We start from the raw sequence: 13,286 nt of genomic DNA, 5'->3' as shown, positions 1-13,286 counted from the left end.
AACTGACAGGGACAGTTTCCAGGCTTCTTATTGTTATGTGATTGGAGCGTTACCCGCGTCCCAGGACATGTTCCCGGTCCCGTTCAATGAAGGCTTTCATTTGCTGATGGTTTGCTTCAATCTTGATCCGCATGGCCTTCGCCACTTTCTGGATAAAGGAATCGTTTTCCTGATCCCTGCTGCAGTAAAAGCCAAATGTCCGCGTTGCGGACGGTGTCAGGAGCGGAAAGAAAAGAACCCGGTTTTCTTTTTCGGACAGATTCGTGAGGGGTGTCAGGGAAAGGATGGCCACTCCATAATTGTGATTCACTAAGGAATAGAGCGTATCCAGGGTCTCTGATTCGCAGATGGGGCGGGGGAGGAACCCAAAACTTTGACAGATGTGGAACGTCAGGTCCCTCAATTTGGCCCCTTTTGTATGAAGGACGAAAGGAAAGTCCCGAAAAGCGGCTAAGTCAAGGAATTTGCCGCTCCAAGCGAATTTTAGGATTTCGACCGCTTTTTTGTTGTCCCGCGATACGGCAAAGTAGAGCGGATCCTGGCAGAGGGGAACGAAAGCCACATCACTGCGCGCCGGCGGTCCCGGAAAGATTCCGAAGGAAATGCGCCCTTCAAGGATTTCCTTTTCAAGGAGCGTGGAAATCCCGTCGACAAACGCCACGTCGGAATCAGGCCGCAGCTTATGGACAATCTTGATGATGGCCGGCACAAAGGATTTTGAATAGGACTGGGAAATGCCGACACGGATCATGGAGCGGTTCCGTTCTTTGGCAAGGTGCAGCGTTTCTTCCATTTGATGGATGCAGTCAAGCAGTTTTTCCGCTTCCCGCGCGTACACTTCTCCAAAGGGCGTCAGCATGACCTGGGCCTTATCCCGAAAGAAAATCGGCTCACCCAAGCGCTGTTCCAAACGGCGGATGTATTGGCTCAGTGAAGGCTGGCTGATAAAAAGACGCTGTGCGGCTTTGGAAAAATTCTGCGTGTCCCGCACGGTCAGTACATACGTTAAATCACGGCTGTCCATAATCATGTCCTTTTCTGTAAAAGAAAGAGTTAATAGCTTTCACCTATCATATCATAATAGAGATGTATTATACAATGGGTAAGCAAGGTGTTATCATCAGGGTAACAGCTTGAATGGCTGCATGCGATGATGATTCTGAGTCCCCCTCAGGATCTGGACTCCGGAGCGTAAGCTCCCGTTCATTTTTCTGGCCTTACGGTGCCCCTCACCGGAAGGCCTTTTTTCTTTGGCTTTTACACGGTACAAAAACTTACAGGAGGGAAAGCAGTTTTTCCACATCCTCTTTTTTCGTGGACCAGCTGGTTACAAAGCGCACGACGAGGGTGTCCTCATCCTTGCGTTCCCAGACCTCAAAATCGACGTTTTCCCTGAGGGCTTGGACCACTTTTTCCGGAAGTATGACAAACTGCTGGTTCGTATAGGAGTCGATGTGGAGGGCGTAGCCTTTTTCCAGCAGGCCCTTTTTCAGTTCCATGGCCATGTCGATGCCGTGACGGCCCAGCCGTTCATACAGATGGTCCGTAAAGAGCTCCGAAAACTGGATGGCCGGCACAAATCCCTTGGCGAGCATGGCACCCTGACGCTTGGCGTGGGTCGGAAAGAGCTTATCCATCCCTTTAGGAAAGACGATGGCTTCCCCTAAAAGGGCACCGACCTTGGTCCCGCCGATATAAAACGCATCGCTGAGGCGCGCAAGGTCCTGCAGGGTCAGTTCGTTTTCCTTTGCGGCAAGGGCATAGCCCAGACGGGCCCCGTCGATATAAAGGGGAAGGCCATAGGTGTTGCAGACGGCACGGATGGCTTCCACTTCACTGAGCGTATAGAGGCTGCCATATTCCGTAGGATGGGAAATGTAGACCATGCCGGGCTGGACCATGGCTGTGTAGGATTCATCTTCATAAAAGGCCTTGAGGTAGGTTTCAAGGGCTGCTGCGGAGACCTTGTCTTTTTCCGGCAGGGTGAGGACCTTGTGTCCCATCGCTTCAATGGCGCCTGCTTCGTGGCAGTTGATGTGACCTGTTTGGGCGCAGATGACGCCTTGGTAGGTCTTAAGGAAATGGGAGATGACGATGCTGTTTGCCTGCGTGCCGCCGGCCGCAAAGTAAACGCCGCCTTCCGGAACGCCGGCTGCATCAAGGATCTTTTGGGCCGCTTCCTTTGTGATTTCATCGCTGCCGTAGCCTACGTGGGGCGTCAGATTTTCCTTTGTGAGACGGGCAAGGATTTCCGGCGCGCAGCCGCAGTTATAGTCGTTCATGAAAAATAATCTAGCCATTATCTTTTTTCCTTTCCTACATAAAAGATGCGTCCGCTCCTGCGGGGGGACGCTTCCGGATGTTCGTCCGGATAGCCAATGACGCAGTGTCCGATGCCGATATAGTCGCCTTTAAGGCCCAGCTGGCGGAGAAATTCCTGCCACACAGGCTGCTTAAATTCCTCATAGGCCCGGTGAATCCAGCAGGAACCAAGACCCAAGGCGTGGGTGGGCGGCGGTCATGAGGTTTCCTAAGACAAGGGACCCATCATAAAGGGCCGTCGGGACCTCTTTGGGTGAAAGGACCACAAGGACAGCCGGGGCCCCATAAAAAGGATCCGTCCCTTCTTTATAGCCTGCAATCTGGGCATTGGCACGGGAAAGTCTGGCGATGACGTCAGGATCCGTGAGGCAGAGGATGATCGTTTTTTGACGATCCATACCGCTTGCCGCATAAAGGCCCGCTTCCATGATTTCATCAAGGAGTGCCTGGGGGACAGGGTCAGACCTGAATTTCCGAATGCTGCGCCGCGTTTTGAGGGCAGTCAAGACTTCGTTCATAGGATTCAGCTCCTTTTGTCTATTTTATGGGAACGCTTGTATCCTTCCCATGAGATGATAGGATAACTATAACGCAAAAAAATCATTTCGACAATAAGATGGATGGACTGGCCCCTTGATGGCTGGCTTTTTTCATGAAGGATCAAAGAACGGGGCCAGCGGCGGACGCAAAAAGTTTTCGATTCCCGCCTTGACAATCGGCAGAAACAAACTGACAATAGAGAAAAGAGATTGGAAAGGAGCATCATCATGAATTTTTCCCATAAAGCCCTGGGGCTGACCTTGACCGCCTTTTTGCTGGTTCCCTTCTTCAGCCAGGTCGGTGCGGCCCAGACCCCGAAAAAAGCGGCTCCTAGCGCCGTAAAAGTGGGCACTGCCAAAAAGGACCCCTCTATGACCCTTGATTTTACGAAGGAAGACGCGGCAAAAAAAATCATCCTTTCGGCAGAAACGCTCAATGATTATTTTAAAACGCATACAGATCAGAACCTTACGTATCGAGTCAAGGGAAAAGTGGTGAGTTTCCTTCTTTCAGCCGATTTGGATGTAACCGGCAAGATCCATATGGAGCCTTATTCCGTCAGCCATTCCGTAGGGACCGTGAGGACCGAGGGACTTGGCGGGAAAGCGGCAGCCAGCGTGCCCATTGAAATCTATACGGAAGAGACCCAGGACGCGTATGTGACCTACGCAAAGGAAAAGAACCTGTGGGTCAAGGAAACGGTTCCGAAAGAAGCCGACGCGGCGCCCCTTGATATGGCGGCCGTCAAGGACCTTATGACCCGTTCCATCCGCTCGGCCCATGTACTTTCGCAAGATGGCGGTAAGGAAGTCATCCTCTTTCGGATGGATGCCCTTGAGCCCCTTTGGGGAAGGGCTGCCAGCAAAGGCATCCTCAAATATATTGGTGGATCGGAAGACCCCCTGCCCGACAAGTATCAAAAACGCTTCCTTGACGCCTTGGCGCAGCAAAATTACCTCGTTACCATCGATGAAAAGACCCATCTTCCTCTAAGTTATGATGCCGATCTGACAGAACTCGTGCGAACCACGGTCTTGATCCAAAAAGAGGCGGAAGAAGCAAAGCGCGGAAAGAAATTATCGACAACGCAGCAAGCCATGGCCACGGCTTTCCTGGATTCCCTGTCCCTTAAATTCCATATGGATCTGGCCCCTGAAGAGGGGAAAACCATCGTCATTCCTAAGGACGTAAGGAACGCAAGGGAAGAAAATAAGGCGGAAGCCGCCCGTCCCGCCTAAGGAAAAAACGCAGCTAGCTCCTCGCGCAAGGCGTCTTAATGGACTTTTGTCAATAAAAAATAAAAAATCCCAACGACAGGACCCTTCCAGATCGTTGGGATTTTTTGCTGGCCTTGTGAGCCGAAAAAAGACGCACAGACAGGCCTCAGCGGGCCCCTCGGCAGGAGATGATTTGCGCGTCAGCGATAAAAGATCTCGGACTGCGCCGTCCTCACATAGTTTTTCTCCAGCATGGCCTTATGGGACAGGAACCGGTCATCGTGGAAGAATTTCGCGTGTGTATGGCAGTAGACGATGCAGGCCTGGCATTTGATGCACGTTCCCGGTACCTCGTCCGTATTGTCCTTGTTGATGGCTCCCATGGGGCATACGGCGGCGCATTTGCCGCAGTGGTCGCATTTTTCAAAATCGGTGAGCGGTTTTGCCTTGAGGAATTTTGCCGGCTCACCGTCTTCGCCCAAAGGAATGTAGTAGGGGCCTACAGGAGCGCCGTCCTTGATGGTGATGGACCCAAAATCTTCTTGCGCGATCTTGACTTCCGCAACGCCAAGGAGCGTTTCCAGTAAGTTGTTATCTTCCTTGGTCGGATGCTCATGGCCAATATTGGCAAAGGCGTGGGGCCGCGCAAAGGCACCGGCTGCAAAGACACGGAATCCAGCAGCTGTCAGTTCTTCATTAAGTTCCGTTAGCGAGGAATCATAGCTGCGGTTCCCAAAGGTCACAAGGGCCACAGCGGGCGCGCCGCCGCCGACAAAGAGGGTCTTTAAAAAGGGCAGGGCCTTATTGGGCACGCGGCCAGCATAGGTGGGCATGCCGAAAACCACGAGGGTTTCTTCCGTAAATCGGCGGACCTTCTTTTGATCTTTAGGCAGGGTAAAGCTGTCATAGGAAAGGGGCAGTTTAAGCCGCCCGGCCAGCGTTTCCGCCGCTTTGTCGACAAGGTCACGCGTACTGCCCGTGGGGCTGAATGAAATTGCGGCAATCTTTTTGATCATCGGTTTTCCTCCTGTACCTGATCGGATCATTGATTCCTTTATTCTACCGTTATTCTACTTGAAAAAAAGGAAAAAGACAAAAGAACTTTGCAAAGGCCTGCAAATTTGTTTGCACTTTGTGAATATTTCAAAATTATTTGTGAAAAATCATCGTCTTTCTTCATTCCCTAGTGGTGAGAGATTCATTTTTATGCTACAATGTGAGTATTCAAACGGAAAAAGAACTCCGTTATTGTTAGGTTGTGGACGTATTCTGTTGATGGAGGTGATGTGCTCATGGAACTCAGGGTCCTGCGCTATTTTCTTGCCATTGCCCGTGAGGAGAACATGACAAAAGCCGCTTCTGTACTGCATTTGACGCAGCCTACCCTTTCGCGGCAGATTCACCAACTCGAACAGGAACTGGGAACGACATTGTTTATCCGCAATGGACATCATATTTTCCTGACCGCATCGGGTATGCGCCTTAAACAGCGAGCCCAGGACCTGGTGGAACTGGCTGACCGAACGGAAGCGGAAATGAAGCAGAAAGAGGAAATCATTGCTGGGGAAATTTCCCTCGGGATTGGTGAGACCGTGAACATGGTCTTCCTGTCCCGTGTCATGAGATCCCTGCAGGCCCGTTATCCAGATGTCGTCTTTTCCGTTTATACGGCCATTGCTGACGATGTCATCTGCCGTTTGGACCAGGGCCTCCTTGACTTTGGCGTCCTTATTGAACCGGTGGACATTACACGCTACCAGTTTCTTGAACTGCCCAAAAAGGACCGCTGGACAGCGCTGCTTCCTAAAGCCCATCCCCTTGCCCAAAAAGAGGCCCTTACCCCTAAGGACCTTTCCCAGGAACGACTGATCACGGCGGAACGAAAATCGGTGCAAAACCTGATCGACAATTGGCTGGGTGCCTATGGGAACCGATGTACCTCGATGAACCGTATGAACCTGTCCCTTTTCAATAAATGCGTGATGGTGGAGCAGGGCCTCGGCATTGCCCTGGGATTAGACTTTCCCTATGTGCCGGAAGGCCTCTTGATGAAACCCCTTGACCCACCGATCGAGAACCGTTCGTATCTCGTGTGGAAAAAGGGTCCGCTCTTGTCGCCCGTCCTAGGGCGCTTTACTGATGAAGTTCGCCGCTTCCTTTCCCAAGAAGCGGAGGATGAGTGATATCGAAAGGAGTCGATAAGCATGAAGAAAGTACTGCTCATTGTAGGATCCATGAGGGAAAAAGCCTTTAATCGACAAGCAGCCCTGATGGCCCAGAAAATGCTTGAAAAAAAGGCGGATGTCTCCATCCTTTCCTATGAGGATCTGCCCCAGATGAACCAGGATATTGAGTTCCCGGCTCCTGAAGCAGTGGCACGTGTCCGTAAAGAAGTGGCCGAAGCCGATGGCCTCTGGTTCTTTACGCCTGAATATAATCACAGCTATCCCGGCGTCCTCAAAAACCTGCTGGACTGGCTGAGCCGTCCCACGCAGCCGGGCGTTCGTGAATCGTCCGTCATTTGGGGCAAAAAAGCGGCCATAACTGGAGCTTCCGGCCGTTCCGCCGCTAGCTTTGCCCGGGCAAAACTGACAGAACTCCTTGACTTCATCGGTGTCGACATGATTTCCACCCAAGTCGGGATGGCCATCACACCGGAAGAATTTGAAACGGACGAACTCGTCCTTTCTGACAGCACAAAGTCGGAACTAAAGAACCAGGTCCAGACATTCTTGACCTATTTGGACTGATTACTCGCTTTTTGGGGGCGCGCACAGGGCACGCCCCTTTCTTTATCTATAGAGGGGGATTGCCGTGAGCGTGCTTTACGTTTTCTTGGGCGGCGGCCTTGGTGCCGCCTGCCGCTATGGACTAAGCCTGATGCCCGTGGGTATGGACTTTCCGGCCATGACGCTCTTGACGAACTTGGTCGGTGCCCTTGTCATTGGGGCCATCACGGAACTTGCCGCAATCCACGGCACGAGCGGGGCCTTTTTGCTCTTTTGGAAAACGGGATTTTGCGGCGGCTTTACGACCTTTTCAACCTTTTCCCTGGAGACCGTGACCCTTTTTTACCGGGGGGATCTCGCCAAAGGGTTCCTTTATATTTTCCTTAGTGTGGGCCTGTGTCTTTTAGGCGTCCTCCTTGGTATGGGGGCCGTGAGAGGCGTGCTCAAATAGGCGTGAAAAGCGATATGAAAGTAGATATGAAAAACGGGAAGACAGGCGGCCTTAGCGGGCCGCTGTCTTCCCGTTTTTTAGGAAGAGAGACAAGCAAGGATTTCATAAAGCTTTTTCTTGAGGGCTTCTGCTTCTTCCAGCGTCATCGAAAGCCCTCGCTGCATGAGCTGGCAGCTCATCTGTTCCGGCACGGAAAGGGCCTTTTCCTTGAGGTGGGCGCCTTTTTCCGTCAACAAAACAACAACGACCCGTTCATCCAGCTTGCTGCGCGTACGAGCAACATAGCCCAGACGTTCCAAGGTCTTAAGAACGGGCGTGAGGGTTCCCGAATCAAGATAAAGCCGGGTTCCCAGGTCTTTTACGGATATTTCTCGCTCTTGCCAGAGAACCATCATGGTAATGTACTGCGTATAGGTCAGGCCAATCTTTTTCAAATAAGGGTGGTAGGCTGCTACAATCTTACGCGCACAGGCGTAGAGCGGGAAACAAAGCTGACGATCGAGCAGCAGCCACTGGTCCTGGTCATTTTTCATGGAACTTCTCCTTTGGCTGAATCTGAGGTCCCAGAAGGGGACGACTCTATTCTAACAGACTCTAGGTAAAAAGAAAAATTAAATTTTATAAAATTTAATTTGACAAAATTAAATTAGGACGATATACTGTGACCATCAAAAGAAAAAGAGTCCAAGGGAGGAAATCAAAATGAGTTTGCATGGAATCGTAAAAGGCCGCCCTTTTGAGGCGTTTGTTGAAAAAATGATGCAGGGGGAAGCAACCGGTGTCATGATGTACTATGCACTGGCCCGGCTTGCAAAAGAACAGGGACTTGACGAAGTAAGCAAGGAATTTATGGCCATCGGAAACGAAGAAGCCTTCCATTCCGGATTCTACGCCGTCTTGAAAGGGGCTTATCCCCAGGATTTCTGGAACCTTGTAAGAAGCCTGCAGAAAGTCGAAGCCGCCGGTGAAGAAAAGATCAAAGCCATCTCTGATGAATTTCGGGCTGCCGGTTTATCGGAAGCCGCTGATGAAATGGCTGTTTTTGCCCGTCAGGAAGGGGGGCATGGGTTCCGCCTAGAGGCGCTTATCAATCGGTTTGCACCGGAAGAAACATCCGTGGAAGGAAGGAAAGTCTACCGCTGCCCCGTGTGCGGTTATGAGTATGTCGGGGACCTTGAAAGCGAACCGGATGACTATGTCTGCCCGCTCTGCGGTCAGCCTAAAAAAGCCTTTGTCCTTAAAAAATAGGCAAAGTCAATCGCGGGAATCTTATAAGAAAAAAAGAGCCTTACGGTTTTTCGCCTCAGGGCGGTGCACGGCTCTTACAGAACCCAAATAAAAACTAAGAGCCCTCAACTGAACTTGCGCTTACGTTCGGTTGAGGGCTTGCTTGTTGTCTTATGCCTTTGGGTCTTTTTGCCTTAGCGGTTTTAACGTGTAACCGCCTCAATCAGCCTACCTTTTGGGCCGGATCCTGCCGCTCAAGCCCCACGACATGTGCCCGGCACGCGCTCAAATCAACCATGAGGGAAGCTAGACGCAGGCCTCTTTCCAGGTCGGTCGTAAAGCAGATTTCCGTAGTTCCCGTGCCGGTTTTGCACAAAAGATCCCGCTCGCAAAGGTCATAGCGGCATTTTTTGGCGGTGACTTCCGCCGGATCAAGGACGGTGACGGCTGGTCCCATGGCGGCTTCAATTTCTTTTTTGAGGAAGGGGTAATGGGTGCAGCTCAGCATTACCGTATCGACGTCATGGCTCTTCAAGATGTCCGTATATTCCTTGATGGCGTCCTTTAGTTCAGCCGTCCCAAACTGTTCGTGCTCGATGAGGGGAACAAGACGTGGACAGCCGACGCCAAAGACTTGATACTCCGGATGGGCGGCTTGGATTTCCTTTTTGTGGGCTCCCGTACTGATCGTGAAATCTGTTGCCATGATGCCGATGCGCCCTGTTTTGGTGACGCGCGGGATCATCTTGCTGCCTTTGGCCATGCCGATGACTTCAAAATCATGGCCGTTGCGGATGGTTTCTTCTCCCAGGACCGTAATCGTATTGCACGCCGCAACCAGAGCCTTGATATTGCGGTACGAGAGGTAGTCGGTCATTTGGTTCACGAGACGGATGATATCCTCACGGGACCGGTTGCCATAGGGCGTATTGAGCGTATCGCCCAAAAAGATGAAATGTTCATGGGGCATGAGCTCCTGCAGGCGGCGCAGGACTGTCAGTCCGCCAACTCCGGAATCAATGACGCCAATCGGTTGCTGTTTATTCATGATGTTTCCTCCTCGGCAATTGCACAAAAAAAGGCCTGAAAGGGCGGGACGCCGCGATTCAGGCCTTACTTACGGACGGATGGCAGGGTAACTGCTTCCACATAACTAAGGAATGATGAAGTTATTTGTTACTGATGTAACTGTACCATAGATTTTTCAGAAAAGCAAGATATTTGCTTGACACGCCTTTTTCTCGGGTGTAGGATGAAGGTATACAGCCGCGTAGTCCTATTTTTGCACCAACAATCAGAAAATAACGGCCTTGAAAGGAATCCATCATGAAAACCTATCCACCAGATTCTATCTTTGTGACCGGCGTCGCCCGGGTTTCCAAGGAAGATGCCATCAACGCCATGTACGGCACCTTTACCTTGAGCCTCGTCGTGGATGTAAAAACGGGAACCATTATCAACTGCAGCGCCAATATGATCATGAGTGATACCATTGATTTCCTGCGCCAGATCATAGAAGGCAAGAACCTCGTGACCGATACGGACCTCATTACGGATCTGCTCAAAAAGCGCTTTCTGGCCCTATCCCAAAAAGCCGTTGTGGCAGCCTTGAAGGACGCGCAGAATCGCTTCCTTATGGCCTATCCCAGGAGCTGACCTTGCCCGCGGCCCATGGGGGCGGCGCGGGATAGGCTTTCCCTTTTGCCCCCTTGCTGGGAGGCTGTCTTTTTCCCGTCTGGCGCCGCGGTCCCGCCACTACAGAAAGGAGGTCCATCAAAGTTCGTTTACTGCCTGTCCCTATATCCTTTTGACCCATCTGCACCAAGAAAAGGAGGAGTCCTCATGAGTCAGCCTCAACAGCCCGCTCAGGAACAAGTCGGCGGCTTCCTCGGTTTCATCGAGCGCGCCGGCAACCGCATCCCCGACATTACCATGCTCTTTATCGCGGCATTTTTTATTACGTGCATCTTATCCGCGTTCTTGTCCCAGTTCCATTTTGGTTATATCCATCCTACGACAGGGAAAGAAATCATGGTCACAAACATGCTTGCCCCAAAGAGCCTTGTTACCCTGATGACCAAGATGGTTTCAAACTTTGCCGGTTTTCCGCCCCTTGGCATGGTCATCGTTGCCACGCTTGGCATCGGCATTGCCCAGGGCTCGGGGTATATCAATACAGGCCTTAAAAAAATCCTTTCCGTGACGCCGCGTTTTCTCATGACGCCCATCGTGATCGTTGTCGGTATGCTGAGCCATTTGGCGCCGGACAGCGGGTATATGATCATCATCCCGATTGCGGCCTACCTTTTCTACGCTTCGGGAAAACACCCCCTTGCCGGCGTAGCCGCTTCCTTTGCCGGGATTGCCGGCGCGTTTGCGGCAAACTACACGCCTTCTGCCATTGATCCCGTCATTCAGGGCTTCACCCAGATGGCGGCTCAGCTCATTGACCCTTCTTATGAAGTGAACGTCCTGTGCAATTATTTCTTTGCCTTTGCCGCCACCTTCCCCATCATCCTTGTTTGCTGGTGGGTGACGGAACATGTCACCGAACCGTGGTGCCGCAAGGCCTGCCCCCTTGACGCGGATATCGATGCTTCCGAAGACGCCATGAAGCCCATCACGCCCCAGGAAAACCGTTCCTTTGCCGTGGCTTCTTGCGTGCTCATCTTCCTGCTGGTGGGTCTTTTTGCTGCCCTGATCCCGGAAAATTCCCTCTTCCGTGACCCTGCTGGCAACATTGCCAGCTTCAAGGCCCCTGTGATGCAGTCCATCGTGGCTATCATCTTCCTCTTGTGTGCCATCCCGGGCATTGTCTATGGCATCATGAGCGGGACCTTCCGGTCCAGTAAGGATTTTACCCACTCCATGGAAGAAATCACGCATACCCTCGTCCAGCTCATCGTCTTTTATTTCTTTGCCGCCCAGTTCATGTATGCCTTTGGGGCTTCAAACCTGGGGGCCCTCATTGCCATTGCGGGAGCGGAATTCCTGAAATCCTTGGCCCTGCCGCCGCAGATCACCGTCTTTGGCATCATCGTCTTTGTTGCCATCTTGAACCTGCTCATTACGTCGGCATCGGCCAAATGGTCCATCCTGGCCCCGATTTTTGTCCCCATGCTCATGAGCGTCGGCATCGCGCCGGAACTGACGCAGGTCGCCTTCCGGATTTCGGACTCGGCCGTCAACGTCTGCACGCCTATGTTTGCCTTTTATCCGCTGATCATCATCTACTGTCAAAAATACTATAAGAAGACCGGGGTAGGAACCCTGTCAAGCCTTATGCTGCCCTATACCATCGCCCTTCTTGTCACGCTCACCGTCCTGCTTTATGTCTTCTGGTTCCTCGGTATTCCGCTTGGGTTCCAAGGGGCTTACATTTACCCGAGACCCATGTAACGGTTAGTTTACTCGGCGCACAAATCGCGCCGATTGGGGGGCGGTTATGAAAATATAATGATTCCTATCACTCTATCGACCTAAGGAGGCAATCATAGATGGAAATTCGTGAAACACTTGTCAATCGCTTTTATGACTATGTCGCCATCCCTTCCCAAAGCTGCGCCAATGGGGGCACGAAGGTCCCCAGCACGGAGGGACAGTGGGACATGGCGCGGGCCGTCCAAAAGGACCTGGAACGCCTGGGCCTTGAGGACATCCACCTGAGTGAATACGGCGTCCTTACAGCTCGCCTGCCGGCCCATCTGCCTGCAGGGTTCACCAAAAAGGTCCCTGCCGTGGGCTTTTGCACGCACCTTGATACGGTGGACGTCAACCTTTCGCCTGTGGTCCATCCCCACATGGTCAAAAACTACGACGGGAAAGACCTCGTCCTGAACGCAGATCAACAGATCGTCATGACCACCAAGGACCATCCAGAACTCCTGCACTATCAGGGGGATGACCTCATTGTGACCGATGGCACGAGCGTCCTTGGCAGTGACAACAAAGCCGCCGTCACAAACGTAGTCACCGCCCTTGAGACCTTGACCAGTGATCCATCCCTTTATCACGGCGATATCTATGTCGCCTTTGTACCTGATGAGGAAGTGGGCCTATTTGGGTCAAAGCATATCGACTTCAGCCGTTTTCCTGTCGACTTTGCCTATACCATCGACTGCTGCGAACTCGGGGAAGTCGTCTACGAGACCTTTAACGCCGGCAGCGGCAAAGTAACCATTCACGGCGTCAGCGCCCATCCCATGAGTGCCAAAGGCGTCCTCGTCAACCCGACCCTATTGGCCGTCGACTTCATTAACCTCTTTGACCGTAAGGAAACTCCGGAATGCACGGAAGGCAAGGAAGGCTATATCTGGTGTCAGGCCGTCCAGTCCAACCAGTCCACCGCCGTTGTGACCCTCAATATCCGCGACCATGACAAGACCCGCTATGAAGCGCGCAAGGCCCTTATCCGGGAAAATGTCGAGCGCCTTAAGAAAATGGAACCGCGGGCCCGGGTCGAACTGGAACTAGTCGACGTCTACGGCAATATCGCCGACGCTGTTACGGACGAGAACCATAAAGCCATCGATTATATCTACGACGCCATGAAGGAACTGGGGATAACGCCAAAGACCATCGCCATGCGCGGCGGGACCGATGGATCCTACATTTCAACGCAAAAAATCATGACTCCGAACTACTTTACGGGCGGCATGAACTTCCATTCCCGTTTTGAGTTCCTGCCCGTCAGCTCCTTTGTAAAAAGCTATGAAATGACCATGAAACTCCTGGAACTCATTGTGAAAAACGCCTGATAACGCAAAGGACCGTGAGGAAATGCCTTTTTCCCCGCGGTTC

13 protein-coding genes and 1 pseudogene are annotated in these 13,286 nt (G+C 52.0%); 8 read left to right on the top strand and 6 right to left on the bottom strand.

Annotated elements, in window-relative coordinates:
- Window positions 1–49 precede the first annotated feature (49 nt).
- The 3 genes and pseudogenes from HMPREF1246_RS09330 to HMPREF1246_RS09320 all read right to left on the bottom strand — a co-directional run bounded on the left by HMPREF1246_RS09330 (window position 50) and on the right by HMPREF1246_RS09320 (window position 2,840).
- Window positions 50–1,024, bottom strand: a complete 975-nt coding sequence (locus tag HMPREF1246_RS09330; protein WP_035224742.1) for a LysR family transcriptional regulator — start codon at window positions 1,022–1,024, stop codon at window positions 50–52.
- A gap of 250 nt (window positions 1,025–1,274) precedes the next feature.
- Window positions 1,275–2,300: a low specificity L-threonine aldolase gene (locus HMPREF1246_RS09325; RefSeq protein ID WP_009016235.1), complete on the bottom strand. Its 1,026-nt coding sequence runs from the start codon at window positions 2,298–2,300 to the stop codon at window positions 1,275–1,277.
- Window positions 2,300–2,840 (bottom strand): annotated as a pseudogene (locus HMPREF1246_RS09320) (nitroreductase). The gene HMPREF1246_RS09325 and the pseudogene HMPREF1246_RS09320 overlap by 1 nt, the downstream one beginning before the upstream one ends.
- A 249-nt stretch (window positions 2,841–3,089) precedes the next feature.
- Here HMPREF1246_RS09320 and HMPREF1246_RS09315 point away from each other — a divergent pair.
- Window positions 3,090–4,100: a hypothetical protein gene (locus HMPREF1246_RS09315; RefSeq protein WP_021737352.1), complete on the top strand. Its 1,011-nt coding sequence runs from the start codon at window positions 3,090–3,092 to the stop codon at window positions 4,098–4,100.
- 179 nt (window positions 4,101–4,279) lie between these two features.
- Here the strand turns inward: HMPREF1246_RS09315 and HMPREF1246_RS09310 are convergent, their stop codons facing one another.
- Window positions 4,280–5,095, bottom strand: coding sequence for a 4Fe-4S binding protein (locus tag HMPREF1246_RS09310; protein ID WP_021737350.1), 816 nt, complete (start codon window positions 5,093–5,095; stop codon window positions 4,280–4,282).
- Window positions 5,096–5,371: 276 nt separating this feature from the next.
- Between HMPREF1246_RS09310 and HMPREF1246_RS09305 the strand changes: the two genes are divergently transcribed.
- The 3 genes from HMPREF1246_RS09305 (at window position 5,372) to crcB (ending at window position 7,259) form a co-directional block, all read left to right on the top strand.
- On the top strand, window positions 5,372–6,262 hold the full coding sequence (locus tag HMPREF1246_RS09305; RefSeq protein ID WP_022227249.1) for a LysR family transcriptional regulator: 891 nt from the start codon (window positions 5,372–5,374) through the stop codon (window positions 6,260–6,262).
- Between the two features lie 21 nt (window positions 6,263–6,283).
- Entirely contained in the window at window positions 6,284–6,829 is a 546-nt protein-coding gene (locus HMPREF1246_RS09300; RefSeq protein ID WP_021737347.1) for an NADPH-dependent FMN reductase, read from the top strand.
- Between the two features lie 64 nt (window positions 6,830–6,893).
- The gene (gene crcB, locus HMPREF1246_RS09295) at window positions 6,894–7,259 is read left to right on the top strand and encodes a fluoride efflux transporter CrcB (RefSeq protein WP_009016229.1); all 366 of its coding nucleotides are present in this window, start codon (window positions 6,894–6,896) and stop codon (window positions 7,257–7,259) included.
- A gap of 77 nt (window positions 7,260–7,336) precedes the next feature.
- On the opposite strand, the gene HMPREF1246_RS09290 is transcribed toward crcB, so the two are convergent.
- Window positions 7,337–7,792: a MarR family winged helix-turn-helix transcriptional regulator gene (locus HMPREF1246_RS09290; RefSeq protein ID WP_021737354.1), complete on the bottom strand. Its 456-nt coding sequence runs from the start codon at window positions 7,790–7,792 to the stop codon at window positions 7,337–7,339.
- A gap of 169 nt (window positions 7,793–7,961) precedes the next feature.
- Here HMPREF1246_RS09290 and HMPREF1246_RS09285 point away from each other — a divergent pair, with 169 nt between their 5' ends.
- Window positions 7,962–8,507, top strand: coding sequence for a rubredoxin-like domain-containing protein (locus HMPREF1246_RS09285; protein WP_009016227.1), 546 nt, complete (start codon window positions 7,962–7,964; stop codon window positions 8,505–8,507).
- 202 nt (window positions 8,508–8,709) lie between these two features.
- Here HMPREF1246_RS09285 and murI read toward each other — a convergent pair whose 3' ends face one another.
- A complete protein-coding gene (gene murI / locus HMPREF1246_RS09280; RefSeq protein WP_009016226.1) occupies window positions 8,710–9,534 on the bottom strand; it encodes a glutamate racemase in 825 nt (274 codons plus the stop codon).
- Between the two features lie 278 nt (window positions 9,535–9,812).
- Here murI and HMPREF1246_RS09275 point away from each other — a divergent pair, with 278 nt between their 5' ends.
- The 3 genes from HMPREF1246_RS09275 to pepT all read left to right on the top strand — a co-directional run bounded on the left by HMPREF1246_RS09275 (window position 9,813) and on the right by pepT (window position 13,243).
- Window positions 9,813–10,142 (top strand): DUF3870 domain-containing protein, encoded by a 330-nt coding sequence (locus HMPREF1246_RS09275; RefSeq protein WP_021737351.1) that lies wholly within the window; start codon window positions 9,813–9,815, stop codon window positions 10,140–10,142.
- Between the two features lie 186 nt (window positions 10,143–10,328).
- Window positions 10,329–11,885: an AbgT family transporter gene (locus HMPREF1246_RS09270; RefSeq protein ID WP_009016224.1), complete on the top strand. Its 1,557-nt coding sequence runs from the start codon at window positions 10,329–10,331 to the stop codon at window positions 11,883–11,885.
- A gap of 98 nt (window positions 11,886–11,983) precedes the next feature.
- Window positions 11,984–13,243, top strand: coding sequence for a peptidase T (gene pepT / locus HMPREF1246_RS09265; RefSeq protein WP_021737349.1), 1,260 nt, complete (start codon window positions 11,984–11,986; stop codon window positions 13,241–13,243).
- The last annotated feature ends 43 nt before the right edge of the window (window positions 13,244–13,286 follow it).

It is taken from the genome of Acidaminococcus sp. BV3L6, assembly GCF_000468835.1.
Lineage (GTDB): Bacteria > Bacillota > Negativicutes > Acidaminococcales > Acidaminococcaceae > Acidaminococcus > Acidaminococcus intestini.
This window is presented reverse-complemented; position numbering and strand designations above follow the sequence as displayed.

Bases quoted from the DNA above. Each gene is read 5' to 3' on its own strand.
- pepT (WP_021737349.1), top strand. From the start codon at position 11,984: ATGGAAATTCGTGAAACACTTGTCAATCGCTTTTATGACTATGTCGCC.
- HMPREF1246_RS09275 (WP_021737351.1), top strand. From the start codon at position 9,813: ATGAAAACCTATCCACCAGATTCTATCTTTGTGACCGGCGTCGCCCGG.
- HMPREF1246_RS09270 (WP_009016224.1), top strand. From the start codon at position 10,329: ATGAGTCAGCCTCAACAGCCCGCTCAGGAACAAGTCGGCGGCTTCCTC.
- HMPREF1246_RS09305 (WP_022227249.1), top strand. From the start codon at position 5,372: ATGGAACTCAGGGTCCTGCGCTATTTTCTTGCCATTGCCCGTGAGGAG.
- HMPREF1246_RS09315 (WP_021737352.1), top strand. From the start codon at position 3,090: ATGAATTTTTCCCATAAAGCCCTGGGGCTGACCTTGACCGCCTTTTTG.
- murI (WP_009016226.1), bottom strand. From the start codon at position 9,534: ATGAATAAACAGCAACCGATTGGCGTCATTGATTCCGGAGTTGGCGGA.
- HMPREF1246_RS09285 (WP_009016227.1), top strand. From the start codon at position 7,962: ATGAGTTTGCATGGAATCGTAAAAGGCCGCCCTTTTGAGGCGTTTGTT.
- HMPREF1246_RS09325 (WP_009016235.1), bottom strand. From the start codon at position 2,300: ATGGCTAGATTATTTTTCATGAACGACTATAACTGCGGCTGCGCGCCG.
- HMPREF1246_RS09330 (WP_035224742.1), bottom strand. From the start codon at position 1,024: ATGGACAGCCGTGATTTAACGTATGTACTGACCGTGCGGGACACGCAG.
- HMPREF1246_RS09310 (WP_021737350.1), bottom strand. From the start codon at position 5,095: ATGATCAAAAAGATTGCCGCAATTTCATTCAGCCCCACGGGCAGTACG.
- HMPREF1246_RS09290 (WP_021737354.1), bottom strand. From the start codon at position 7,792: ATGAAAAATGACCAGGACCAGTGGCTGCTGCTCGATCGTCAGCTTTGT.
- HMPREF1246_RS09300 (WP_021737347.1), top strand. From the start codon at position 6,284: ATGAAGAAAGTACTGCTCATTGTAGGATCCATGAGGGAAAAAGCCTTT.